The organism is Aurantimonas sp. Leaf443, assembly GCF_001425575.1.
GTDB lineage: Bacteria > Pseudomonadota > Alphaproteobacteria > Rhizobiales > Rhizobiaceae > Leaf443.
The window spans coordinates 53,257-77,803 of record NZ_LMRD01000006.1; the positions used below are offsets into that span (position 1 = coordinate 53,257).

General features: G+C 69.4%; 23 protein-coding genes and 1 tRNA gene. 9 read left to right on the forward strand and 15 right to left on the reverse strand.

The features are described from left to right. Window positions 1–17: 17 nt before the first annotated feature. From ASG48_RS04960 to ASG48_RS04985, 6 genes are all read right to left on the reverse strand, one after another. A complete protein-coding gene (locus tag ASG48_RS04960; protein ID WP_055846192.1) occupies window positions 18–629 on the reverse strand; it encodes a calcium-binding protein in 612 nt (203 codons plus the stop codon). Between the two features lie 873 nt (window positions 630–1,502). Continuing rightward, the gene (locus ASG48_RS04965) at window positions 1,503–2,921 is read right to left on the reverse strand and encodes a pilus assembly protein TadG-related protein (RefSeq protein ID WP_055846196.1); all 1,419 of its coding nucleotides are present in this window, start codon (window positions 2,919–2,921) and stop codon (window positions 1,503–1,505) included. 77 nt (window positions 2,922–2,998) lie between these two features. Next, window positions 2,999–3,556 (reverse strand): TadE/TadG family type IV pilus assembly protein, encoded by a 558-nt coding sequence (locus tag ASG48_RS04970; RefSeq protein ID WP_055846198.1) that lies wholly within the window; start codon window positions 3,554–3,556, stop codon window positions 2,999–3,001. Beyond that, the gene (locus ASG48_RS04975) at window positions 3,553–4,068 is read right to left on the reverse strand and encodes a TadE/TadG family type IV pilus assembly protein (protein WP_055846200.1); all 516 of its coding nucleotides are present in this window, start codon (window positions 4,066–4,068) and stop codon (window positions 3,553–3,555) included. Before ASG48_RS04975 ends, ASG48_RS04970 begins: the two co-directional genes overlap by 4 nt. Before the next feature lie 942 nt (window positions 4,069–5,010). After that, window positions 5,011–5,086, reverse strand: a tRNA-Thr gene (locus tag ASG48_RS04980). 117 nt (window positions 5,087–5,203) lie between these two features. Continuing rightward, window positions 5,204–6,157 carry a nitronate monooxygenase family protein gene (locus tag ASG48_RS04985; RefSeq protein WP_055846202.1) on the reverse strand — a complete coding sequence of 318 codons (954 nt, stop codon included), beginning with the start codon at window positions 6,155–6,157 and terminating at the stop codon, window positions 5,204–5,206. 212 nt (window positions 6,158–6,369) lie between these two features. On the opposite strand from ASG48_RS04985, the gene ASG48_RS04990 reads away from it, so the two are divergent. The 3 genes from ASG48_RS04990 to ASG48_RS05000 all read left to right on the forward strand — a co-directional run bounded on the left by ASG48_RS04990 (window position 6,370) and on the right by ASG48_RS05000 (window position 9,333). Further along, window positions 6,370–7,179: an exonuclease domain-containing protein gene (locus tag ASG48_RS04990; RefSeq protein WP_055846204.1), complete on the forward strand. Its 810-nt coding sequence runs from the start codon at window positions 6,370–6,372 to the stop codon at window positions 7,177–7,179. Between the two features lie 69 nt (window positions 7,180–7,248). Beyond that, window positions 7,249–8,913, forward strand: coding sequence for a cisplatin damage response ATP-dependent DNA ligase (locus tag ASG48_RS04995; protein ID WP_055846207.1), 1,665 nt, complete (start codon window positions 7,249–7,251; stop codon window positions 8,911–8,913). Window positions 8,914–9,063: 150 nt separating this feature from the next. Further along, window positions 9,064–9,333, forward strand: coding sequence for a DUF6460 domain-containing protein (locus ASG48_RS05000; protein ID WP_055846210.1), 270 nt, complete (start codon window positions 9,064–9,066; stop codon window positions 9,331–9,333). Between the two features lie 10 nt (window positions 9,334–9,343). Here ASG48_RS05000 and ASG48_RS05005 read toward each other — a convergent pair whose 3' ends face one another. From ASG48_RS05005 to ASG48_RS05020, 4 genes are all read right to left on the reverse strand, one after another. Then, a complete protein-coding gene (locus tag ASG48_RS05005; RefSeq protein ID WP_055846213.1) occupies window positions 9,344–10,243 on the reverse strand; it encodes a histone deacetylase in 900 nt (299 codons plus the stop codon). A gap of 31 nt (window positions 10,244–10,274) precedes the next feature. Further along, window positions 10,275–11,375 (reverse strand): quinone-dependent dihydroorotate dehydrogenase, encoded by a 1,101-nt coding sequence (locus tag ASG48_RS05010; RefSeq protein WP_055846216.1) that lies wholly within the window; start codon window positions 11,373–11,375, stop codon window positions 10,275–10,277. Further along, a complete protein-coding gene (locus ASG48_RS05015) occupies window positions 11,372–11,716 on the reverse strand; it encodes a DUF952 domain-containing protein (protein WP_055846218.1) in 345 nt (114 codons plus the stop codon). Before ASG48_RS05015 ends, ASG48_RS05010 begins: the two co-directional genes overlap by 4 nt. Window positions 11,717–11,827: 111 nt before the next feature. Beyond that, window positions 11,828–12,784, reverse strand: coding sequence for an alpha/beta hydrolase (locus ASG48_RS05020; RefSeq protein ID WP_055847835.1), 957 nt, complete (start codon window positions 12,782–12,784; stop codon window positions 11,828–11,830). A 95-nt stretch (window positions 12,785–12,879) separates the two neighbouring features. Here ASG48_RS05020 and ASG48_RS05025 point away from each other — a divergent pair, with 95 nt between their 5' ends. Beyond that, window positions 12,880–13,308, forward strand: coding sequence for a secondary thiamine-phosphate synthase enzyme YjbQ (locus tag ASG48_RS05025; RefSeq protein ID WP_055846221.1), 429 nt, complete (start codon window positions 12,880–12,882; stop codon window positions 13,306–13,308). A gap of 112 nt (window positions 13,309–13,420) precedes the next feature. After that, entirely contained in the window at window positions 13,421–14,077 is a 657-nt protein-coding gene (locus ASG48_RS05030; protein WP_055846224.1) for a response regulator transcription factor, read from the forward strand. 1 nt (window position 14,078) lies between these two features. Here ASG48_RS05030 and ASG48_RS05035 read toward each other — a convergent pair whose 3' ends face one another. After that, window positions 14,079–17,528 carry a hybrid sensor histidine kinase/response regulator gene (locus ASG48_RS05035; RefSeq protein ID WP_055846228.1) on the reverse strand — a complete coding sequence of 1,150 codons (3,450 nt, stop codon included), beginning with the start codon at window positions 17,526–17,528 and terminating at the stop codon, window positions 14,079–14,081. Window positions 17,529–17,700: 172 nt separating this feature from the next. Here ASG48_RS05035 and mscL point away from each other — a divergent pair, with 172 nt between their 5' ends. The 3 genes from mscL (at window position 17,701) to ASG48_RS05050 (ending at window position 20,579) form a co-directional block, all read left to right on the forward strand. Continuing rightward, window positions 17,701–18,138, forward strand: coding sequence for a large conductance mechanosensitive channel protein MscL (mscL, locus tag ASG48_RS05040; protein ID WP_055846230.1), 438 nt, complete (start codon window positions 17,701–17,703; stop codon window positions 18,136–18,138). Between the two features lie 168 nt (window positions 18,139–18,306). Then, window positions 18,307–19,476, forward strand: a complete 1,170-nt coding sequence (locus tag ASG48_RS05045) for a pyridoxal phosphate-dependent aminotransferase (RefSeq protein ID WP_055846233.1) — start codon at window positions 18,307–18,309, stop codon at window positions 19,474–19,476. After that, window positions 19,473–20,579, forward strand: coding sequence for an AbrB family transcriptional regulator (locus ASG48_RS05050; RefSeq protein WP_055846236.1), 1,107 nt, complete (start codon window positions 19,473–19,475; stop codon window positions 20,577–20,579). The genes ASG48_RS05045 and ASG48_RS05050 overlap by 4 nt, the downstream gene beginning before the upstream one ends. Here the strand turns inward: ASG48_RS05050 and ASG48_RS05055 are convergent. The 4 genes from ASG48_RS05055 to ASG48_RS05070 form a co-directional block, all read right to left on the reverse strand. Beyond that, window positions 20,547–20,921: a cupin domain-containing protein gene (locus tag ASG48_RS05055; protein WP_055846238.1), complete on the reverse strand. Its 375-nt coding sequence runs from the start codon at window positions 20,919–20,921 to the stop codon at window positions 20,547–20,549. The two genes, ASG48_RS05050 and ASG48_RS05055, sit on opposite strands and share 33 nt — an antisense overlap. Window positions 20,922–21,100: 179 nt before the next feature. After that, window positions 21,101–22,378 carry a 5-aminolevulinate synthase gene (gene hemA / locus ASG48_RS05060; RefSeq protein ID WP_055847838.1) on the reverse strand — a complete coding sequence of 426 codons (1,278 nt, stop codon included), beginning with the start codon at window positions 22,376–22,378 and terminating at the stop codon, window positions 21,101–21,103. Window positions 22,379–22,589: 211 nt separating this feature from the next. Then, a complete protein-coding gene (locus ASG48_RS05065; RefSeq protein WP_055846241.1) occupies window positions 22,590–22,799 on the reverse strand; it encodes a hypothetical protein in 210 nt (69 codons plus the stop codon). 52 nt (window positions 22,800–22,851) lie between these two features. After that, window positions 22,852–23,778: an NAD-dependent epimerase/dehydratase family protein gene (locus tag ASG48_RS05070; protein WP_055846244.1), complete on the reverse strand. Its 927-nt coding sequence runs from the start codon at window positions 23,776–23,778 to the stop codon at window positions 22,852–22,854. 94 nt (window positions 23,779–23,872) lie between these two features. Between ASG48_RS05070 and ASG48_RS05075 the strand changes: the two genes are divergently transcribed. Continuing rightward, entirely contained in the window at window positions 23,873–24,427 is a 555-nt protein-coding gene (locus tag ASG48_RS05075; protein ID WP_055846245.1) for a sugar transferase, read from the forward strand. Window positions 24,428–24,547 lie beyond the last annotated feature (120 nt).

A 24,547-nucleotide genomic window follows, 5' to 3' on the forward strand; every position in this document is an offset into this window, starting at 1 on the left:
CCTGGAGCCCAATGGGCTCAGAGCGGGATGCCCGTCGACTGGAAGATGAAGTCGCTGTCGTCGATATCGGTCGCCATGACGTTCTTCAGGAGAACGTCCGAGCCGTTGGAGAAGGTCAGCTTGGTGCCGGTCGCCGTCTGTTCCGTGGAGACCACCGTCAGATCGCGCAGGACGATCTTGTCGACGCCGTTCTGGAAGTCGGCGATCTTGTCGTTCGAATCGCTGCCGTCGGAGGCGAGGAAGTAGAAGCGGTCCGCGTCCGCGCCGCCAGCAAGCGTGTCGTCGCCGGAGCCGCCATACAGGTTGTCGAAACCGTCGCCGCCGACCAGCGCGTCGTTGCCTTCGCCGCCCAGGAGCCTGTCGTCGCCTTCGCCGCCGTTGAGCCTGTCGTTGCCCGCGCCGCCGTTGAGAACGTCGTTGCCGTTCGAGCCCTTCAGGAGATCGTCTCCGTTCGAGCCACGGAGGGTGTCGTTGCCGCCTCCACCGTTGATCGAGTCGTTTCCGCCTCCACCGTTGATCGTGTCGTTGCCGGCTTGACCGCTGATCGAGTCGTTGCCGCCAAGACCGTTGATCGTGTCGGGACCGTTCGTGCCGGTGAGCACGTCTGCCTGATTGGTGGGTATGGCCATATCAACCTCTAGGAGCGCTAAGGAGTGGATTTTGTGTGAAGCGCAGCCGCACCTAGCGGCCAAACGTGACCCAAGGTCAATGAGGTGTTAAAACCCGGTCATTCCATTTGCGTGGCTGTGTGATTTTCAGGCAACGGAACTTTGTGGGGAGATCGTTCCGACGGCCTGGCAGTTGTGCCTTTGAATTGAAACGGCATTCTGTCGCCAGCACTGTTCGTCGGCCTTTTGTTCACGACCGTGTGACCCGGTCGACGTCCATTACTCTCATATAAAACAATACCCTATGGAGAATTTTTCGGGCCGGTTCAGGCTTGTCGGCGGCCTTGCCGAGGAGAGTTGTCTCCAACGCCGGCCCTTTGCGTAGCCGAGTACCGGCACGCGCCGAGGTAGCCGTCGCAGAGCGCGAACCGTCCGCTTCGCTTCTCAAATGGCGCGATCAATTTTTCGGCAATCGTGCCAGGAAGGCATGTGCCGACGAGCCGGACCCAGTCGATCGCCGCGTATCCCGCCTGCAGCTTGAAGCTGCGTTTGGGGCGCGGCGTGCTTCGCGGGTCACTGAGGCATCGTGAAGGGCGGGGACCAGTCTGACCCCGAGGCGCTTCGGTTGGGGCACCCGCGGCTTTCAACCTGTCGGACGGGCGAGGCTGCAGGCCGTGCTTCCGGCGGCGTCCCACCGGCGGCGCGGTGCCGAAGGTCCGGTGTCAGCCTATTCTGCGACCTCCCCGGATGGCCGCGGCCCGGCGTCGCCATCATACGAACGACCGTCACATCGAACGCTTCGGCGAACCGCTTTGCCCCCGATTGTCTGCTCTTTCTGGGAAGACCTCTCGTCCGTCTCGAAGCGATCTCGACGGGCAGGCGACCCGAGCTTCCTCAGTGGGCCAGTCTCACCTGATTGATGGAACGCGCTATGCCCGAAAATGCGCTGAGGAGCTTGCTGCGGTTGGAGGCATCGAAATAATGCTTGGCGTCGCTGGCGCATGTCTCCAGCATCGTCTTCGCGGTCGAATTGCTGACCATGAAGGCCACGGTGAAGATCTCGATACGCTTCGACTTCGCATAGGTGCAGATCGACAACGTATCCTTGTTGGTCTCGCTGACCTCTGTCGCGGCCTTCGAGGCCGGCGAACTCAGGGAGATGTGACGACCATTGTTGGCATTGAAGCGAAGCGTGTTGTCGCCATCGGTCATCAGGATGAGGACCTTGCGGGGATCGACATTCTGTTCGTCATAGTCCGCGCCATCGTCGAACGGCTCGGTGCGGGACAGCACGTTCTGCCCCCAGATCATGCCGGCGGGAATGTAGGTGTAAGGTTTGTAATCTCCGACCTTGATGACCATTCCATCGATCGCCTTCAGGAGTGCGGGGCGGTCGTTCGTAAGTTTGACGATGGGGCTCAGGCATTTCTGGCTGGTCTCGAGATAGCCCGGATAACCCACCGTCGGCGACTGGTCGTCCAGACGCGTCGTGCCCGGCTTGCGGGAGCCGACGCACCCATACCACTTGTAATATGTCGTGCTTCCGCCGCCGGAACATGACTTATACGGAGGCACGGTCTGTTTTTCCTGCGATGTGCACTCGCCGCCGCAAGTCGCCGGTTCGGCGACGCCGTCGACGGTCCGCGTGCAGGCGTAGGTCGGCTTCTTCGCGAGACAGATCGTCTTCTCGGTTTTCTCGACGCAGACCTGTTCACTCGGAGGCACGGAGTAATCCTTGCCGACATCCAGCCAGGCGGCGTTTCGGTTAGTCGTTCCCACATTCACGTAGTCCGCATAGGGAACGAGGCCGATCCTGACCGGGCTGTCGTCGGTCGTGATCAACGCATTCACGAGTTCGCGCGACGCCTCCTTCAACGTGTTGATCTTCGATATGCCGCTCGCGTCCTGTTCCGACATCGACCACGTGTTATCGAGGACCAGCGCGAGTTCGACGTTGCGGATCGGCGAGCGCATCGCCCTCGCGTCCGCGTCCAGTTCCACGTCGACGAGGTTCGCCAGCCGCATGAAGGTCAGCGGCATCTTTCCCGACGCCGTCAGTTCGATTTGCTCCGCATCCGCAGACGTGACGCTGACGTCCAGCCCTTCGACATCTGCACCCGACATATTGGCGACGAGATAGGAGGCGGCGAGCTGCCCGAGCACGTCGCGGTCCTGCTCGCTGGAAGCCGCCAGCGCGAGAGCGGCCATATCCGTCGCGTTCTGAAGCTTGGCCCGGGCGGAATAATAACGGGCCCCGTCGACGCCGGATCCGATGGCGAAGATGAGCGGAAGGGCGAGGATCGCGGTGATCACCGCGAAATTCCCAGACGTGTCGTTCGATATCTTCCGCATCGTCTCGTCGGCTTTCGTCGTGTCGTACCAAGGGGAAGTCAGCAGTTCGCGCAGGTGATCGCGGTTCGTCCTCGAGGCCGGGCATAGACCTGTCCGGTCAGGCCGATCGATTTGGTGACGACAAAGCCCGTCAAGGGCGCGTAGGAATAGTTCGACTCGGCGATGATCAGCGATTTCTGTTCTTGTGTCGTCAGTCCGGCGGGCAGCGTCATCCGCGAGCCGATCTGTCGCTTCGTCAAGCCGCGGGACGAGGACCAGGCCACCTTCGCACCGCCATCGGCCTCGATGGTCAACACCGAGACGCGGATCGCGAAGGGCTGCGCACTGTAGGGCTGCAGCACGGCGTCGGCAGCCACGAAAAACCCGCTTATCTCATCGGAGGTGAGTTTGACGGACTGAGCCACAAGGTCCGCCACGACGTTGGTCGCGTGCATGACCTTCTGATTGCAAGTAATCGCCAGTGTCAGGTCTACGCCGCCCAGATAAAGCATGATGATGACGGGAGCGACGATCGCGAATTCGACCGCAGCCGCGCCCGATCTGTCGTCGAGCCCGCGCGCTCGTTTTCCCAGGCGGAACGGCAGCGACAGCCTCATTGGAACGGCTCGGTCTTGAAGACGTCCACCGCCACCAGCATGTGCTGCCCGCTCGGGACATTCGACAGGTAAATGCGCATGATGTCCGTATGGATCGGCCATTCGTAGAACGCGCGCAAAGCCATGATCTGGCCTGGCGAGCCGCGTTCGTACTTCATGTTGTCGGCATCGAGCGAAGCATCCTTCATCGGGATCGTAGAAGGGATTTCGGAAAAGCTTGAATAGCTTCGCAGGTCGATGCTGAGTTTGCTGCAGTCGATCGGCAGGGGAACGAGCGAACAGAGTCTGTTCCGAATGGTCTCGTTCGACGCCTGCTCCTGCGCCACTTCACCGGTGCGCACGGTTCGACCTACACGCATCACGGCATTCTCGAGCGCCAGCTCCCCAATGAAGACAGCTGCCGTCTCAAGCACAGCGAAAGTCAGGAGGAAGAATGGCGGCGCCAGGATCGAGAACTCGACGGCGACGGAGCCCCGTTTGTTACGGAAAAAATTACGGCAAAAGCAAGACATACTCAGCCAATCAGGAGTTCTAGACCGAAGCTGCGGTTCGAGAGAAAGATGTTGTATTGGGGTACTCATAAATCTCACCTGATATCGGTATTATCCGGTAGTGAAATCTTGTTTAAATAAGGTAGGCTTACAATAATTGACGTAGAGATCCTGCCTGCGTCAAGGCGTGAACTCTAGAAAGGATTTCAACTATAGGGGGCGCTCAGGGGCTATCTCGTATGCCGTAAGGTCAGCGATCTATATGCGAGGCGTAGCATGGCAGGGCGTAAAAATATTTTCACCTGTCGCCGATGTGAATGTATTGTCAGATTAACATATGATTTACGTCGATCTGCGGGCGCGGTAACCAATCGTTATTTCTCTACAGGATGATGAGCTTCGGGCGTTCGATCGAAAGCTTGCGGCCCCTCTGGCGTGCCTTGCGGGTGGCCTCTCACCGATTTGCCTTCACGCATGGTGTCCGGATGTCCGACAAGGTGCCGCGACGTCGCGAAGCCGCTGTCGACCGGGTGCTCGTAAAGGACGGTCGGGAGGAGGGGCCGGGTCCGGCGCCGCGCCCCGGCAGACCTTGGTGGCCCTCTGTCGGCGCCTCTCGCGCAGGATGGCCGTGCTCCAGGCGACCTGCCTCCGTCCGCGCCGAAACTTGCGAGGTCACGCCGGCGGGTTCTGCGTTCGTATGGATCGGCTCACCTGAGTGCCATGCCCGGCGGAAGCCAGCGCTGCGATGCGTGGGACCGTGCGGCTTCCGGACCTGTGGCGGAGTTGCCGGAGGCACGTGGCCTGCCCCAACGCCCGGATCGCCGAGGCATGTGGCAAGCACACGTCCGGAACGCAATCGGCTCCCCCGAAGCCTCCGGCCGCCGGGCCAGATCCCGCAAATCGCCATCCGCACAGGCAACGCGATCGCCGACGGGGACGTGTCCATCGAGTGTCTGAAGGTCTTGGTGCCGCTTGCGTGACTCGAACACGCGACCCCATCATTACGAATGATGTGCTCTACCGACTGAGCTAAAGCGGCCGGCCCGGACCGGGCGGCTGGCGCCCGCGGACGAGTGGCTGATAGACGGAAACGGCCGACGGTTCAAGCGGCAATTGAGGGCGGGCTTGCGCGGAGCTTGAGGCCGGCGGCGCGCGGTCAGTTGGCGAGGCGCCGGCGGGCGGCGGCATATTCGGCGGAGAGGCGCGCGACGAGGTCGGCGACGGAGCCCCGCGACTCGACCGCGCCGATGCCCTGGCCCGAGCCCCAGACGTCCTTCCAGGCCTTGGCGCCGCTCGCGCCGAAATCCATGGCGGAGGGATCGCTCTCGGGGAGCTTGTCCGGATCGAGGCCGGCGGCCTCGATGGAGGCGCGCAGGTAGTTGCCGTGAATGCCGGTGAAGAGGTTGGTGTAGACGATGTCGGCCGCGCGTCCGGCGACGATGCCCTGCTTGTAGGCCTCGGCTGCGCGCGCCTCGTGCGTGGCGATGAAGGCCGAGCCGATATAGGCGCCGTCCGCGCCCATGGCCTGCGCGGCCAGCACGTTGCCGCCGGTGGCGATGGCGCCCGACAGGAAGAGCGGGCCGTCGAACCATTGCCGGATCTCGGAGACGAGCGCGAAGGGCGAGAGCGTTCCGGCATGGCCGCCGGCGCCGGCCGCCACGGCCACGAGACCGTCGGCGCCCTTCTCGATCGCCTTGCGGGCGAAACGGTCGTCGATCACGTCGTGGAGGACGAGGCCGCCATAGGAATGGACCGCCTCGTTCACCTCGGGCCGGGCGCCGAGCGAGGTGATGACGATGGGCACCTTGTGGCGCACGCAGGTCTCGAGATCGGCCTCCAGCCGCGCGTTGGAGCGGTGGACGATCTGGTTGACGGCGAAGGGCGCGGCGGGACTTTCGGGATGGTCGCGGTCATGCGCGGCGAGCGTCTCCTCGATCTCGCAGAGCCATTCGTCGAGCTGCGCGGCGGGCCGTGCGTTGAGGGCGGGGAAGGAGCCGACGATCCCCGCCTTGCACTGCGCCATGACGAGGGGAGGATGGGAGATGATGAAGAGCGGCGCCGCGACGACGGGCAGGCGGAGGCGGGCGGCAAGGGGTTCTGGAAGGGCCATCGCGATGCGCTCTCTCTTTTGACGTAAACGTAAGTCGCGGCGACAAGCGCTACCAGATCGGCGGGGCCCGTGCAAAGCCGCCGCCTCTCGGAAGCCTCGGCCGATATCGCGCGGCCCGCTCGGTATGGCGACACGCATCGCGGAGGCGCAGGCCGTGCCGCGACGCCGCGCCGGTCTTGCATGACGGCGCGAACCGTCCGATCCTCTTTGCAATGGATCTCTTCCCGCCCGTCGCCGCAACGCCCTTCCTCTTCGCCGATACGCTACCGACCCTCGTGCGCGTCATCGACACGGAGACGGCCGGGCAGCGGCTGGAGGAGGACGCGGTGATCGAGATCGGCTCGGTCGATCTCGACCTGGCGAACGGGGCGATCCTCAACCCGCTGCAGACCCTGTGCGATCCCGCCGGCGTCGAGATCAACCCGCATGCCCGCCGCGTCCACCGCATCAGCGACGAGATGCTGGCGGGCGCGCCGCCCTTCGCGGAGGCGATCGGCCCGTTTCTCGGCGCGCCGACCTTCGCCGCGCAGCGGGCGAGCTTCGACCGCTCGCGCCTGCGCTTTCCCGGCCGCTGGCTGTGCACCTACAAGCTGGCGCTGAGGGCCTTTCCCCAGGTGCGGGCGCATGGGCTTCAGAGCCTCGTCAAATACGTGCCGCTCGACCTCTCGCCCGTTTCCGGCCTTCTCGCCGACCTTCATCCCCATCGCGCGCTCTACGATGCGGTCTGCACCGCCGTCCTCCTGCGCGAGATCGCCAACGTCCTGATGCCGCGCTGCGCGGGCGTGGAGGATTTCCTGGAGCGCGCCCACCGCGTCTCGAACGAGCCGGCGCTGCTCGCGCGCCTGCGCTTCGGCCGCCACAAGGGCGTGGTGCTCGCGGAAGTGCCAACGGACTATCTGGAATGGCTCGTCGCCGAGCCGGGCATGGAGGCGGACGCCGTCTACACCGCGCGCCACCATCTGGAGCGCCGCGTCATGCGCGGCCTGCGCGCGCTCGCGCCGGAGGCCCGGCTCGAAGGATAGGCGGCAGGGGCGGCGGGACGGGGCGCCCAGAGCGCCCTATCTGCAGCGGAGCCTTCGCTCGGGACCGCCATGAAGCCCTTCGCCGATCTCCTCGACCGACTCGTGCTGACGCCCTCGCGCAACGGCAAGCTGAAGCTCCTCGTCGACTATTTCCGCACCGAGCCGGACCCCGAGCGCGGCACGGCGCTCGCGGCGATCACGGGCGGTCTCGACCTTCGCAGCGTCAAGCCGGCCATGCTGCGGGCGCTCATGGCGGACCGGATGGACGAGATCCTCTTCGGCTATTCCTACGACTATGTCGGCGATCTCGCCGAGACGATCGCTCTCGTCTGGCCGGCGCCGCACGACGGCGCAGAGAGGCCGGTGGATGCCGGGCCGACGCTGGCCGAAGTGGTGGTGGCGCTGAACGCGGCGACGCGGCAGGAGGGGCCGAAGCTCGTGGAGGCCTGGCTCGACCGGCTGGATTCCTCCGGCCGCTACGCGCTGCTCAAGCTCGTCACCGGCTCGATGCGCATCGGCGTCTCCTCGCGCCTCGCCAAGCAGGCGCTGGCCGATTTCGGCGGGCGCGACGTCGCCGAGATCGAGGAGCTCTGGCACGGGCTGGAGCCGCCCTATCTCGATCTCTTCGCCTGGCTGGAGGGACAGGCGGAGAAGCCGGTCTCGGCCGCCGCCTCGCCTTTCCGGCCGGTGATGCTCAGCCAGGCGCTGGAGGCGCCTGACTACGGGCGCATCACGCCGCAGGACTATGCCGCCGAGTGGAAATGGGACGGGATCCGCGTGCAGGCGACCGTGGAGCGCGGCGTGCGCCGGCTCTATTCGCGCACCGGCGACGATATCGGCCACGCCTTTCCCGATCTCCTGGAGGCGATGGACTACGACGGCTCGCTCGACGGCGAACTCCTCGTGGCCCGGCCGGCGGGGGGCAAGCCCGGCGCGCCGCAGGTCGCCCCGCATGAAGGGCCGCCGCGCGACGACATCGTCGTCGGCACCTTCTCGGACCTGCAGCAGCGGCTGAACCGAAAGAGCGTGGCCGCCGCCATCATGAAGAAGCACCCCGTGTTCCTGCGCGCCTACGATCTCCTGCAGGAGGGGCCCGAGGATCTGCGCACGCTGCCCTTCGCCGAGCGCCGCCGCCGGCTCGACCGCTTCGTGGAGGGGCTGGAGCCGACGCGTTTCGACATCTCGCCCTTCGTGCCCTTCGAGAGCTTCGAGACGCTGGCCGGCTTTCGCGCCAGCCCGCCCCATCCGGTGATCGAGGGCGTGATGCTGAAGCGCTGGGACAGCGCCTATGTGCCGGGCCGGCCGAAGGGGCCGTGGTTCAAGTGGAAGCAGGACCCCCATCTCATCGACGCCGTGCTGATGTATGCCCAGCGTGGGCACGGCAAGCGCTCGAGCTTCTATTCCGACTATACGTTCGGCGTCTGGACCGGGCCGCAGGACGCGCCCGAGCTGGTGCCCGTCGGCAAGGCCTATTTCGGCTTCACCGACGAGGAGCTGAAGCAGCTCGACAAGTATATCCGCGACAACACGATCGAGCGCTTCGGGCCGGTGCGCTCGGTGCGCGCCGACCCCGACCACGGGCTCGTCATCGAGGTGGCCTTCGAGGGCCTGGCGCGCTCGGCGCGGCACAAGTCGGGCGTGGCCATGCGCTTTCCCCGCGTGTCGCGCCTTCGCTGGGACAAGCCGGCCTTCGAGGCGGACCGGCTGGAGACGCTGCAGGCCATGCTGGCCTGACGGCCGCGCGCCGCCCGATGCCGCGCCGCCCTTGTGTCGCCGCAAGCCGCCCCTTACCTGCGGCGGCGAAGACCGGCGCCGTGGTGCCGGTTCCCGTGCGGGGCCGCGCAAGGCGGACCCCGGCGATTCGAGCCGCGGTGGAGAGTTTCGATGTCGGACAGCGTGACACGGTTCCTCGGCGGCTCGCCCGTCAGCGTGGCCATCCGGCTCGTGCTCCTGTCGATCGTCGTCGGACTGATCCTGTCCTGGCTCTCCTGGAGCCCGCGCGACGTGATCGACTGGTTCACGGGCCTGTTCGACTGGATCTGGGTCAGCGTCTTCGGCTCGCTCGACCGGGCCTTCGACTATTTCATCCTGGGCGCGGCGATCGTCGTGCCGGTCTTCCTGGTTTCGCGGCTCCTGAAGTCCGGCCGCAGCTGACGGCCGATTCTCAAGCGAACTCGTGGGCCACGCGATGCAGGATCGTGTGGCGGCGCGAGAGCGCCTCGATGTCGCGCGAATAGCCGCCGCCGATGACGGCGGCCACCGGCACCCCGCGATCCCGGAAGAAGCCGATGACCTGCCGGTCGCGCTCGGCGAGCCCCGCGTCGGAAAGCGAGAGCCGCCCGAGCCGGTCCTGCGCGTGCGGGTCCACCCCGGCATTGTAGAAGACGAGGTCGGGCGCCGCCTCCAGGCAGGTCTGCAGCGCGAAGGGTAGGACGGCGAGATAGGAGGCGTCGGGCGTTCCGTCGGGCAGGGCGATGTCGAGATCGGAGGGCGGCTTCACGTCGGGATAGTTGCGCGCCGCGTGGATGGAGAGCGTGAAGACGCTCTCGTCGCCGGCGAAGATGCGCGCCGTGCCGTCGCCCTGATGGACGTCGCAGTCGAAGACGGCGATCCGGCGCGCCGCGCCGTCGCGCAGGATGACGCGCGCGGCGACGGCGACGTCGTTGAACACCGAGAAGCCCGCCCCGCCGGAGGGGCCGGCATGGTGGCTGCCGCCCGCCGTGTTGCAGGCAAGGCCCGTGTCGAGCGCGAGGCGCGCGGTGAGGAGCGTGCCCCCGGTGGCGCAGCGCGAGCGCATGGCGACGCGCTCGTCCACCTTGAAGCCGATCGCCTTCTCGACCGCCGGATCAACGCTCTGCGTCAGCACCGCCTCGACGTAAGCCCCGTCATGGGCAAGGGCCAGCCAGTCCGGCAGCGCCGGGGCGGGCACGTGGAACCCGGCCGGGCCGACGATACCGTCCTCGACGAGGATCTGCGCGAGGCGCGTGAACTTCGACATCGGGAAGCGATGCGCCGCGTCGAAACTGGCGTCGAAGGCCGGATGATGGACGATGGGGAGGGTCATTGCTGCGAAATAGGGCAGGGCGCGCGGGCCTTCACGCCGGCGGCGGCCCCGCCTCGATCAGCGCCTCCACGCTCCGGTCGCGGAAGTCGGCGACATGGTCGACGCCCATCTTCTCCATCGTGCGCAGCATGCCCTTCAGGATCTTCACCGGAAGGTCCGGCCCGCCATAGACGAGGCCGGTATAGAGCTGCACCAGATCGGCGCCGGCCTCCATCTTGAGGATCGCCGTGCGCGCCGAATCGACGCCGCCCACGCCGATGAGCGGCATGTTCGGGCCGACCGCCCGGCGGAAGGCGGCGAGGACGTAGGTCGAGCGTTCGAGGAGCGGGCGCCCCGAGAGGCCGCCGGCCTCGCCCGCGCCCGGCTCGTTCTCGACGCCGCGCCGCGACAGGGTCGTGTTGGAGACGATCAGCCCGTCGATCGCATGCGTCAGCGCCCCGTCGGCGATGACGCCGATCTCCTCGTCGGAAAGGTCCGGCGCCACCTTCACGAAGAGCGGCTTGCGCTGCGTGGCGGTGATGGCGGCGAGCCCGTTGCGGGCGGCGACGACGGATTTCAGGAGCCGGTCGAGCTCCGAGCCGGTCTGCAGCGTGCGAAGGCCCGGCGTGTTGGGCGAGGAGATGTTGACGGTGAGATAGCTCGCCACTTCCTCGAAGCGGTTCACGCCCGCCACGTAGTCGGCGATCCGGTCGGTCGAATCCTTGTTGGCGCCGATATTGACGCCGACGATGCCGGCCTTGCGCTGGCGCTCGCAGAGCCGCTCGAAGGCGTCGGCATGGCCGTCATTGTTGAAGCCGAGCCGATTGACGACGGCATGCGCGCCCTCGAGCCGGAAGACGCGGGGCTTCGGGTTGCCCTCCTGCGGCTGCGGCGTGAGCGTGCCCACCTCCACGAAGCCGAAGCCGAGGCGGAGCGCTCGGTCGGGCACCTCGGCGTTCTTGTCGTAGCCGGCGGCCAGACCGAGCGGGTTCGGGAAGGCGATGCCGGCGACCCTCGTGGAGAGCCGGCGATCGACGGGGATGTTTGGCCGCGGGCCGAGGCCCCGTTTCAGCGCCTCGATCGACAGGGCGTGGCTGCGCTCGGGGTCGATCCGGAACAGGAGCGGCCGGGCGGCGCGGTAGAGACGGCTCAACGGATGCTGCCGGGGAACTGGTGGTGGCCGTCGGCGCCCAGACCGAGTTCCTCCACCCAGAGGACGGCGTCCATGGGCAGCGGACCGTAGAGATGAGGGAAGAGCGCCCCGCCGCGCGACGGCTCGTGCTTCAGCGCCGCGCCCAGGCGTTCGGGATCCACCGCCACGAGAAGAAGGCCGTCCTGGCCGGCGAAATGGCGGGCGGCCGTGTCGCGCACCTGCGCGCCGTTGGAGAAATGGATGAAGCCGTCGCTCTCGTCGACGGGGGCGCCGTCGAAGCGCCCCTTGTCGCGGGCGGCGATCCAGAGATCCTTGGGGACGATCTTGTAGATGGGGTCCATGGGGCGTTGTCCCGCTGGCTGGGGGGCTGGGGCCGCGGCGGGCGGCCGAGAGGAGGAAGATGATATGGCCGCGCGCCGTGTTGGGAAGGCTCGCGGGGGCCGCCGACGGCGTCAGTCCAGCGCTTCGTCGAGAAAGGCGTGCATGCGCGCCAGCGAAGCGCTCGCGGCCGCGCTCGGGAAGGCCTGGAAGACATGGGCCCCGCCATTGGTGAGCGAGAGCGCCGCGCCGTTGCCGGCCGCCGCCCAGCGCTGCGCCATGAACAGCGTGTCGTCGATGAGGAGATCGCCCGTGCCGCAGGTGAAGAGGGCGGGCGCGAGGCCTGCGAGATCGGCATGGAGCGGGGAGACGGCCGGGTCGCTCGGCGAGACGCCCGCCGGCACGAAGCGGCGCACGAACTCGCCGATATCGGACGTGTTGAGCACCAGACGGTCCTCGCCGAAGCGGCGCACGCTCGGCGTCAGCGCGAGATCGAAGCAGCCGGCCACGAGGTTCGCCGCGCCGAACGGCGTCAGGGCGTGGACGTCGCGAAGGGCGATGAGCGTCAGGACGGAGAGATGGGCGCCGGCCGATTCGCCGCCGATGGCGAGGCTCCGCGTCGGCAGGTCCGCGAGCGTGCCGCCGACGAGGGCGAGCGCCACGTCGAGGCAGTCGTTCGGGCCGGCGGGGAAGGGGTGCTCGGGCGACAGGCGATAGTCGACGGAGGCGACCGACAGGCCGGTCGCCTCGCTCAGGGCCCGCAGCCGCACGTCGTTCTCCACGGCGGCGCCGAAGACCCAGCCGCCGCCGTGGATATGGAGATAGGTGCCGCGCCTCGCCCCGTTCGACGGACGCATCACGCGCACGGGGATGGCGTTGCCATCGCGCCCGCGCACTTCCACGACCTCGGCCGCCGGATCGGGCCGGGCGGCGGGGAAGACGCCGCGCCCCTGGCGCCGCGCCTCGCGCACGACGGCTTCCGGCATCGACCAGGGGCTCGGCGCGGCCTTCTGGAAGGCGGCGATCTCGGCGTTCTGGGTGGCGATCTCGGGGTCGATCGCGGCCGGGTCGAAGAGGGCGGGATCGAGGATGAGGGGATCGGCGCGCATCGAAGGTCCGCTTCTGTTGCTCGTCGCGTCTGCTATCACGGAACGCGGGCTGCGGTCATCGGGCGGGGAGACGGGTGATGGAACAATGGATGGACACGTTCGGCGTCGAGACGCCCGGCCGCGCGCTGGTCGAGGTGACGCAGCAGATCGCCCGGCGCCTGACCGGCGCTCGGGTCGGCGACGGACTCCTGACCGTCTTCATCCGCCACACCTCGGCCTCGCTCCTCATCCAGGAGAATGCCGACCCGGACGTGCGCCTCGATCTTCTCGACGCGCTCGACCGTCTGGCGCCCGAGGACGCGCCTTACGTCCATGCCGAGGAGGGGCCGGACGACATGCCCGCGCATGTGAAGACGGCGCTGACCGGCGTCAGCCTCGCCATTCCCGTCCTCGGCGGCCGCATGGCGCTCGGGACGTGGCAGGGGATCTACGTGGCCGAGCATCGCGCGCGCGGGCACCGGCGCGATCTCGTCCTGCATTTCGCCGGCACGATGCGGGGCGCTTGATCGGCGCGCCGTTCCGGCGTCTCTACGCCTTCTGGCGCGCGAACCGGGCGCGCCGCCCACGGGCCCGCGCGGGGCCCCGCGCCAAGCCCGAGCGAACCGGAGGGTCCGTCCCATGAGTCCCGTCTTCGTCGTCGCCGACGACCATCCGCTGTTTCGCGGCGCGCTGACGGAAATCCTGCGCTCGCTGCCCGAGCCGCCGACCGTGGTGGAGGCGGAGGATTTCGATTCGGCCGCCGCCGCCCTCGTCGCCCACCCGGAGGCGGACCTCATGCTGCTGGATCTCGCCATGCCCGGCACGAGCGGCCTGTCGGGCCTGGCGCTCCTGCGCGCCGAGCATCCGGGCGTGCCGATCGCCATCGTCTCGGGCACGGAAGACCCCGCCGTCGTCACCCGCGCGCTGGAGCTCGGCGCCTCCGGCTTCATCGCCAAGTCCTCGAGCCTCGACGAGATCCGCGCGGCGATCGCGGCCCTCATGCGCGGCGAGGTCTATCTTCCCAAGGGCGTGACGCCCGGCGTCGAGCGCGATCCGGAGGTCGGGGCGCTCATCGAGCGGCTGAAGACGCTGACGCCGCAGCAGACGCGCGTCCTGACGATGCTGGGGCGCGGGCTCCTCAACAAGCAGATCGCCTACGAGCTCGGCATCTCCGAGGCGACGATCAAGGCGCATGTGTCGGCCGTCCTGCAGAAGCTCGATGTCGACAGCCGCACGCAGGCCGTCATCAGCCTCTCCAAGCTCGGGCTCGATCTCGACGCGGCGCGCGCCGTCTGACCTATTCCGCCGCTGCGGCGGCGCGGCGCGCGCGACGCCGCCCGGCCACGACGGCCCGCAGCGAGGCGGGCTTCACGGGTTTCGTCAGAAGATCGATGCCGGAAAGCGCCGCCTCCTGGCGCAGCGCCTTCGAGCGGTCGGCGGTGACGAGGACGGCGGGGAGCGCCGCGTCCATCGCCGCGCGCAGGCGCTCGATCGCGGCAAGGCCCGTCTCGCCGTCGAGATGGTAGTCCACGAGCGCGATGTCCGGCGCCCGGCCTGCGCCCCAGCCCTCCAGCGCCTCGCGCGATCCGGGAAAGGCGCGGGCGACGCAGCCCCAGCCGCCGAGAAGGACGGCCATGCCGTCGCGGATCGTGGCGTCGTTGTCGATGACGAGGACGGTGATGCCCGAGAGGTCGAGCCCCGCGCCGAGCGGAGCGGCGGGGACGGGGGCCGGCATCGAGGATTCGAGGGCGAGCGGCAGGCGCACCTCGAAACGCGTGCCCTTGCCGTGGCGCGAGACGGCGCTGACCTCGTGGTCGAGGACGCGCGCGATGCGCTCGACGATGGAGAGGCCGAGGCCGAGGCCGCTCGCCGTGCGCGTGCCCTCGTCGAGCCGGATGAACTCCTCGTAGATCGAACTCAGCTTGTCGGCGGGAATGCCGATGCCGCTGTCGGCGACGACGAGTGCGACATGGCCCGCCCCGCGCCGCCGCACGCCGACGACGACCTTGCCCGTTCGCGTGTACTTCACCGCGTTGGAGACGAGGTTCTGGATGACGCGGCGCAGGAGGTTGCGGTCCGAGCGCACGACGCGACGCGTCGGCACGAAGGTCAGCGTCAGCCCCTTCTCGGCGGCGAGCGGGGCAAGGTCGGTGCGCACCTGCTCCAGGAGCGGGCCGAGCGCGAAACTCTCCACCACCGGCTCCATGCCGCCAGTGTCGAGGCGCGAGATGTCGAGGACGGCGCCCAGGATCGTCTCCACCGAATCGAGCGAGGAGCCGATATTGCCGGCGAGATCGGCGGCCGAGCCGTCCGGCACGCGCTCCTGCAGGGCGCTGGCATAGAGGCGGGCGGCATTCAGCGGCTGCAGGATGTCGTGCCCGGCGCCCGCCAGGAAGCGCGTCTTGGAGAGGTTGGCCTTGTCGGCGGCCCTGCGTGCCTTCTTCAGCGCCTCGTTGACCCGGAGAATCTCGGCGGTGCGCTCGCGCACGCGGCTCTCCAGCGTCTCGTTGAGGCGCGTCAGGGCGGCGGCGGCGGCGACGCGCTCGGTCATGTCGGAGACGGTCGCCACCAGTCCGCCCTCGGGCATGGGGTTGGTGCGCAGCTCGATCGTGCGGCTGGAGGCCTGCAGCGCCACCTGGCGCACGGCGGGCGGGCGGGCCAGGATCTCGAAGGCCGAAAGCCCCTGCTCGGCGTCGATCTCGCCTGCGGCGGCAAGTTCCTCGAAGACGGCGGTGAGCGGCGTTCCCACCTGACCGAAGCGCGGCGACAGGCCGAGAAGGTCGCGGAACTGCCGGTTCCAGAAGGTCAGCCGGAAGTCGGCGTCGAAGACGGCGAGGCCCTGGCCGACCTGCTCGAGCGCGATGTGCAGGATGTCGCGATTGTACTGCAGCGCCTCGGAGGCGTCGTCGAGGAGGCGCAGCGCCGAGCGCGGGGAGCGCGCGTGGCGCTGGAAGAGAAGCGAGAGGACGAGGCGCGAGGAGGCCGAGCCGATGGCCGAGCCGAGGAGCTGCTCGCAGAAGCGGATCGTGCCGCCGTCGGCCTGGGCGCCCTCGTCGAGGCTGCGGCCCTCGCTCAGAGCGAAATCGGCGAAGGCCCGCTCTGTGCGTTCGGCGCCGAGATAGCGGGCGATGGTCGCCTTCAGGTCGCCGATGCTGACATTGCCGCGCATGCGGCGCGGCACCATGGCCTCGCTCGTCTCCTGCGCGGTGAAGATCGCCGCCTGGATGCGCTCGACCGGGCGCGGCGGGCGGGTCAGCGAGCCGGCGAAGACGAGGAAGGCGTTGATCGAGAGGCTGACGATCGAGCCGTAGAGGAGCGGATCGAGCGTCACGCCGAGGAGGACGCGCTCGGGCGTGCCGCCGGGCGAGAGCGCGGGCAGGAGGAGGAGCCCCGCCCAGGAGGCGATGCCCGCCACGAGGCCGAGCTTGGCGCCGCGCGCGTTCGCCCGCTTCCAGCTGAGGCCGATGAGGAAGGCCGGGGCGAACTGCGCGATGGCCGCGAAGGAGAGGAGCCCGATCGAGGCGAGGCCGACGCCGCCGCTCGCCATCCGGTGGTAGAGATAGCCGAGGAGGACGACGACGAGGATGGCCGAGCGGCGGATGTTGAGGATCGTGCGCGTCTCGTCGCGCACCCCGCCCGCCCGCGCGCCGCGCCGCTTGAGGATCAGCGGCAGGACGAGGTCGTTGGAGATCATGATGGAGAGCGCGACGCTCGCCACGATCACCATGGCGGTGGCCGCCGAGAGGCCGCCGATGAAGGCGGCGAGCGTCAGGAAGTCCTGGCCCTGCGAGAGCGGCAGGCGGATGACGTAGACGTCGGGATCGACGCCCTCGCCGAGGCCTGCGAGTCCGGCCATCGCCAGCGGCAGCACGAAGAGGTTGATCGCCACGAGATAGAGCGGGAACAGCCAGCGGGCGCGCCGCACCTCGTTGCGGTCGCGGTTCTCCACCACGGTCACGTGGAACTGGCGCGGCAGCATCAGGATGGCGAAGGCGCTGAGGAAGAAGGCGGCGACGAAGTTGCCGTCGAAGCCGAAGGCGGGCACCTCGGCGACATGGGCGAGGATGGCGAGCGAGAGTTCCGCCGGATCGGACAGGGCGAAGGTGGCCCAGGCGCCGACCGCCACGAAGGCCGCGAGCTTCACGACCGATTCGGTCGCCACCGCCAGCATCAGCCCGTCCTGGTGCTCCGTGGCGTCGGCGTGGCGCGTGCCGAAGAGGACGGCGAAGAGACCGAGAAGCAGCGTGACGAAGAGCGAGAGGTCGCCGACGAAGGGCGCCTGCGCCAGCGCCTCGGGCTCGTAGTGGGCGGCGAGCGTGGAGATGGAGGTCGAGATCGCCTTCAGCTGCAGCGCGATGTAGGGCACCGTCGCCGCGATCGCGATGAGCGTGGCGATGGCCGCGACCGCCGTGCTCTTGCCGTAGCGCGAGCCGAGGAAGTCGGCGATCGAGGTGATGCGCTCGGCCTTGGCGAGGCGGATGACGCGCTCCACGAGGCCGGGCGCGAAGACGAAGACGCAGATCGGCCCGAGATAGATGGCGAGGAAGGTGAGCCCGTCGCGCGCGGCGACGCCCACCGAGCCGAAGAAGGTCCAGGACGTGCAGTAGACGGCAAGGCTCAGGGCGTAGACGCCCGGCCGCCCGGCCTGCGAGCCGCGCCGCGCCGCCCGCCGGTCGCCCGACCAGGCGACGCCGAACAGGGCGAGCAGATAGATGATCGCGCTGAGGGCGATGATCGCGCTGTTCACGAGGCAGATGTCTCCCGACCCCCTCCGGCCGAGACGGCGAAGGTGCCGGAAGGAACCATCGTCGCGCGCCCGAGTCCAGTTCGCCCGGTTTCTCTCCACCTGTGGCGGTTTTCGCCCGCGACGCTAAGTCTTGTTTCGCCGGACTTCGCGGCTCTTGTGGGGAGTTGAAGCAGTGTTGAAGGAATTTCGGGAATTCGCCCTCAAGGGCAACATGGTGGAACTGGCCATCGGCATCATCATCGGCGCGGCCTTTTCCGGTCTCGTCAATTCGATCGTGCAGGACATGGTCATGCCGGTGGTCGGACTGCTGACCGGCGGCGTCGACTTCTCCAACAAGTTCTTCGCCCTCTCGTCCAACGTCACGGCGACGAGCCTGGCCGCCGCGCGCGAGCAGGGGGCGGTGATCGCCTACGGCAACTTCCTGACGCTGCTCATCAACTTCCTCATCGTCGCCTTCATCCTCTTCATGGTCGTCAAGGGCATGAACCGGATGAAGCGCAAGGAGGAGGCCAAGCCGGCCGCCGTGGCCGAGGTGCCGCGCGACGAGAAGCTCCTGGAGGAGATCCGCGACATCCTGGCCGGCGCGGCCGCGGCGACGCCGCGCGTCTGAGGCACCCGCCGTCCCGCCCGCCTCTCCGCGTCGCCGCCGGGGACGAGACGGGGTCGCGGGCCGGTCGTCGCGCGGGGCGTGACGAAACCTGTTGACTGCGCAGGCCGATGGCGCGATGCCCCGCCCATCCGTCCCGCCCCTCGTCACGCTCGCCTTCAGGATTTCGCCATGGACCTCTCCCGCCTTCGCCGCGAGGCAAGGGACGCGCCGGAAAGCGGCATCGTCGCGGTCATGAACTACGCGCGCGGCAAGGAGGGGCTGATCCCGCTCTGGGCCGGCGAGGGCGATCTCTCCACGCCCGACTTCATCACCCGCGCCGCCTCCGAGAGCCTCGCGCGCGGCGAGACCTTCTACACCTGGCAGCGCGGGCTGCCCGAGCTTCGCGACGCGCTCGCCGCCTATGCGAGCGCGCTCTACGGCACGACCTTGGCGCCCGAGCGCTTCGTCGTCACCGGATCGGGCATGCACGCGATCCAGCTGGCGCTCGCGGCGCTCGCGGGCGCGGGCGACGAGGTCGTCTATATCGGCCCGGCCTGGCCGAACTTCGCGGGCGCGGCCGGCGTCAACGGCTCCATCCCCGTCGAGGTCTCGCTCGATTTCGACGCCGCGCGCGGCTGGTCGCTCGACATCGACAAGCTGCGCGCCGCCATCGGCCCCAAGACGCGCGCGCTCTTCGTCAACACGCCGTCCAACCCGACCGGCTGGACGGCCGACGAGGCGACGCTGCGGGCGATCCTGGCTTTGTCGCGCGCGACGGGCCTGGCGATCATCGCCGACGAGATCTACAGCCGCTTCTACTACGAGGGGCAGCGCGCGCCCTCCTTCCACGATGTGATGGAGCCGGAGGAGGCGATCCTCTTCGTCAATTCCTTCTCCAAGAACTGGGCGATGACGGGCTGGCGCGTCGGCTGGATCGAGGCGCCGCAGGCCTATGGCGGGGTTCTGGAGAACCTCATCCAATATTCGAATTCGGGCGTCGCCGCCTTCATGCAGCGCGGCGCCATCGCGGCGCTCCAGGAGGGCGGGGCCTTCGTCGACGCGCAGGTCGAGCGCGCGCATCAGGCCCGCGACATCTTCGTCTCGCGCCTGCGGGCGACGAACCGCGTGGCGCTGACGCCGCCGGAAGGGGCCTTCTACGCCTTCTTCGCCGTCGACGGGCTGGAGGACACGCGCGCGGCCGCCTTCGCCATCGCCGACGAGGCGCGGGTGGGGCTGGCGCCCGGTACCGCCTTCGGTCCCACGGGGCCGCGCTTCCTGCGCGCCTGCTTCCATCGCCGCCTCGACGAGGTGGAAGCCTCGGCCGACCGGCTCGCCGCCTGGATCTCGCGCCTGCCGTGACGGGGTTCCTGCCGAAGAACGGCGGCGCCTTCGCCGCCACCCTGGCGCTCGGGGCGGCGGGCGGCGGGGCGGCGGCGGCGGCGGGCCTGCCCGTCGCCTGGCTCCTCGGCCCGGTCTTCGTCGTCTCGGCGGCGACGCTTGCCGGGCTCGACACGCGCATGCCCGACCGGCTGCGCGACCTCGTGTTCTTCATCCTCGGCCTGCAGGCGGGTTCGGGCGTGACGCCGGACGTCCTCGACCAGATCGCGCTCTGGCCGCTCTCCTTCGCCGTGCAGATGATCGGCGTGCTCTTCGTGATCGCGGCGACCTACGGCTTCCTGCGCCTTCTCTCCTGGGACCGGCAGACGGCGCTCTTCTCGGCCATTCCCGGCGCGCTCTCCTTCGTCATCGCCGCCGCCTCGCAGACGCGGGCCGACATGACGCGCATCACCGTCCTTCAGAGCGTGCGGCTGCTCCTTCTCATCGGCGCCCTGGCGCCGGCGCTCGCATTCGTGGAAGGAGGCGAGGGGACGGTCACCGTGGCCCGCGGCCACGCGGGCACGCCCGGCCAGTACGCCATCCTCTTCGGCGTCTCGGCGCTCGCGGCCCTTCTCGGCCACCGTTCGCGGCTTCCCGGCGGCATGATGCTGGGCGCGCTCCTGTCGAGCGCGGCGCTGCACGTCACGGAGATCGCGCCGGTGCCGATCCCGCCCTTCCTCGCCGTGCCGAGCCTTGTCCTCCTGGGCATCACGATCGGGGCGCGCCTGCAAGGGCTCGACCGGCGGGGCGTCGTGGCGCTGATCCCGGCCTCGCTCGGCTCCTTCGCCATCGGCCTGACGGTCGCGGGCCTCTCGGCCGCCGTCGCCGTCCTTCTCCTGTCGCTCGCGCCGGCCAAGGTCGCGCTCGCCTATGCGCCGGGCGCGCTCGAGGCGCTGACGGTTCTGGCCTTCCAGTTCGGCCAGGATCCCGCCTATGTCGCCGCCCACCATGTCGTGCGCTTCATGGCGCTGGCGCTGACCATGCCCTTCCTCGCCCGCTCGCTCGGCGCGCCGCCGGTCGCCGACCAGCCTCCGGCACCGCCCGCGTCCGATTCAGGCATCGACATCGGCGAAGACGGACGGTGAGGGCGCGGGCGCCTCGCCGCCCTCCGGCCCGTAGACGATCGCCCAGGCGACGAAGGTCTCGGACGGTTCCGTGACGCGGTGGGAGCGCCCGGCCCGCACGAAGAAGACGTCGCCGGCCGTCGCCTGCGTCTCCTCGCCGTCGAGCTCGAAGCCGGCCGAGCCGCCGGCGATCACGTAGAGCGCGTCCTGCGCCAGCGGCGCGGTCGGCGTCCCCGTCTGCGGCGTGACGAGTTCGACCGCCATCGAACCGTGGGCGAGGGCCTGGCGCGGCGGCGTCTCGGCGCCGGGGCGAAGGCCGGCCGAGACGATCTGCGGAAGGAGCGTTTCGAGCGAGATCTTCATCGGTGTCGGCCTCCGGCGGATGATGCCCGGGCCTGCCGCAGGACGGCGCGCCGGGCGATGTCGGACGACAAGCCGCAAGGCCCCCGCAGCGTTCCATCGCCGCGCCGGAACGAGGACGGGGCCGCGCGATGGTCTCGCGCGGCCCCGACGAAGAGGAGACGGTTCGATGCGAGGCCGCGTCAGCCGCCGGCCTGCGCCACCACGAGGGGCGTCGCCATGCTGGCCCGCTCGTCCTGTGCGGGGCGCTGCGAGGCGAAGGGGATGCCGACGGCCCGGAAGGTCTCGACCAGCGCGTCGCGCAGCGTCTCGATCAAGGCGTCGCCATGCAGCGGCGTCGGCGTGATGCGCAGCCGCTCGGTGCCGCGCGGCACGGTCGGGTAGTTGATCGGCTGGATATAGATGCCGTGGCGCTCCAGGAGGCGGTCGCTCGCCTTCTTGCAGAGGTCGGCGTCGCCGACGAGGAGGGGCACGATATGCGTCTGCGACGGCATGACCGGCAGGTCGGCGTCGGCGAAGACCGCCTTGGCGCGCGCGGCCTGGCGCTGCTGGCCGTCGCGCTCGGCCTGGCTTTCCTTCAGATGGCGGATCGAGGCGGTGGCGGCGGCCGCGAGCGCCGGCGGCAGGGCCGTGGTGAAGATGAAGCCCGGCGCGTAGGAGCGCACGGCATCGACCATCGCCCTGGTGCCGGCGATGTAGCCGCCGAGGACGCCATAGGCCTTGGCGAGCGTGCCCTCGATCACGTCGAGCCGCGCGGCCAGCCCCTCGCGCTCGCAGATGCCGCCGCCGCGCGGCCCGTACATGCCCACGGCATGGACCTCGTCGATATAGGTCATGGCGTTGTATTTCTCGGCGAGCGCCACGATCTCGGCGATCGGCGCGATGTCGCCGTCCATCGAATAGACGCTCTCGAAGACGACGAGCTTCGGCCGGTCGGGCGCGGCGGCCTTCAGGAGCTCTTCCAGATGCGCCACGTCGTTGTGGCGGAAGATCTGCTTCTTGGCGCCCGACTTGCGCACGCCCTCGATCATCGAGGCGTGGTTCAGCTCGTCCGAGATGATGAGGCAGTCCGGCAGGAGCTTGGCGATCGTGGAGATCGAGGCCTCGTTGGAGACGAAGCCGGAGGTGAAGACGAGGGCGGCCTCCTTGCCGTGCAGGTCGGCGAGCTCGCGCTCCAGCTCGACCAGCGGATGATTGGTGCCCGAGATGTTGCGCGTGCCGCCGGCGCCCGTGCCCATGCCGCGCGCGGTCTGCGTCATCGCGGCGACGACGCTCTCGTGCTGGCCCATGCCGAGATAGTCGTTGGAACACCAGACGGTGATCTCGCGCGAGCCGCCGTCGTGGCGCCAGAGGGCCTTCGGGAACTGGCCGGCGATGCGTTCCAGATCGGCGAAGACGCGGTAGCGCTTCTCGGCATGGAGCGCCTCGATGGCGGATTCGAAATGGCCCTGATAGTCGATCATCCGATACTCCTTGTCGGAGCCGTTCTAGGGAAGCGCCCTTCGCGCGTCCACGGCTCCGCCCGGCTTTGCGGCGTCGCGCCCGCACGCTGTGCCGGTGGGCACGCGCGGGCGAGGGGAACCTTCGAGCGGTTCGGCTCCCGGCTCCGATATGGGAACGACCTTCGCACGAAACAGTGGAACGGTTCCAGCCTGCGACGAGACCGCGCGCCTATCCGGGGATGGGATGCGCCTGCCGCCGCGGGCCTTGCCCGTCCGGAGCCGGACCCTCGGCACTGTCGCCTTCGCCCTCCGTCGCGGCTTCGCCCGCCGCTGCGCCCTCGCCGTCGCCGGCGCGCCGTCCGCGCGCCTGTTCGCGGCGCCGCTTCAGGTTCTCGCGCAGCTGCGCTTCCAGGCGTTCCTGTCGCGTCGGCTTGGCCATGGCGTCCCGCTTGCGTTGGATGCGGCAGAGCTACGGGGCGCTGCCCGGCGCGTCAACGGGCCGGGCGGGCGGGCGTCCCGCGCGCCAGATCGGCCAGGCGCCCCGGCGTGTCTGGCTCCGGCCGCCAGCCGAGCGCGCGTGCCGCGGCCGAAGGATCGACGGCGAAGGGCGCCGTCAGCGTGGCGAGTGCCCGGTCGCGGCCGGACAGACGCGCGGCCCAGCGCAGAAGACCGGACGGGGCGGGAAGGAGGCCGGGCGTGCGCGAGCGTCCGGCGCGCGCGGCCGCGACGATCTGCGCGGGCGTCACCGGCGCGGCGTCGGCGAGAAGGAAGGTCCCGGCCGGCGCCTGCGGATCGATCGCCCGCAGGATCGCGGCCGCCAGGGCCTGAACCGAGAGCAGGCTGCGCGGGGCGCCGAAGCCGTGAAGCGGCAGGGGAAGGGGAGATGCGGCGAGCTTCAGGAGGAGCGCCGTCGTGCCGCGCCCGCCCGGCCCGTAGACGGGCACCGGCCGCAGGATCGTGACGGCGAGCCGGGTGCGCGCCGCGATCTCGCCGAGCGCCGTCTCGCCCTTCAGCTTGGAGGCGGCATAGGGGCTCTGGGGGGCGAGCGGCGAGCCCTCGGTGACGGCGTCGCCCGTCGCGTGGACATTGGCCGTGGAGAGGAAGACGAAACGGGGCACGCCGTGCAGCACGGCGCGTTCGGCGAGCGCCGCGGTGTCCGCCGCGTTGGCACGGTCGAGCGACGCGGCGTCCGCACCGGGGCCGCCGCGCGAGGGGTTGAGGGCGGCCAGATGCAGCACGGCGTCCAGCCCGTCCGGCCAGGGCTCGTCGGGGCCGAGGCGCGGCAGCCGGGCCGGCGCGGAGGCCGGCACGGCCGCGTCGCGGCGCAGGAGCGCGAAGACCTCGTGGCCGGCGGCCTCGAGCCCGGGCAGGAGATGGCCGGCGACGAAGCCGCTGGTGCCGGTGACGAGAATGCGCATGGCCGGTCGTCCTCCTGCCGTGTTCGTCGGAACGCTCGCCCCTCGGGCCGCCGAGCCATCCCACAACGGCGCGCGCCGTGCTACCCGCAGGAGCATGAAACGGATCTTCGACCTTCTCGCCAGCCTCGCGGGCCTCGTGGCGCTCGGCTGGCTGATCGTGCTTCTCGTGGTGCTGGTGCGGCGCGGCAGCGAGGGGCCCGGCCTCTTCGCCCAGCCGCGCGTCGGGCGCGGCGGCTCGGTCTTCATCTGCTACAAGCTGCGCACCATGCACAGCGCGACGCTCTCGGCCCCCTCGCACGAGACGCCGGCGAGCGCGGTGACGCCGCTCGGGGCGAAGCTCCGGCACTGGAAGCTCGACGAGCTGCCGCAGCTGTGGAACGTGCTGAAGGGGGAGATGAGCCTCGTCGGGCCGCGCCCCTGCCTGCCGACGCAGACCGTGCTCGTGGAGGAGCGCCGCGCGCGCGGCGTCGATCGCGTGCGGCCGGGCATCACGGGCCTGGCGCAGGTGCAGGGGATCGATATGTCCGACCCGGTGCGGCTGGCCGAGGAGGACGCGCGCTACGTCGCCACGCGCAGCTTTCTCGGCGATCTCGGGCTGATCCTGCGCACGGTCACCGGCGGGGGAAGCGGCGACCGCGTGAAGGTCTGACCCCGGCGCCGGGTCCGTCCGCGCCGGTTCGGGGCCGCGCTCGCCCGCGGCCTCTCGTCCATGCCTATCCAAAGCGCTGAACAGGTTCTAGAACCGTCGCCTGATTCACAAGGACAGGCC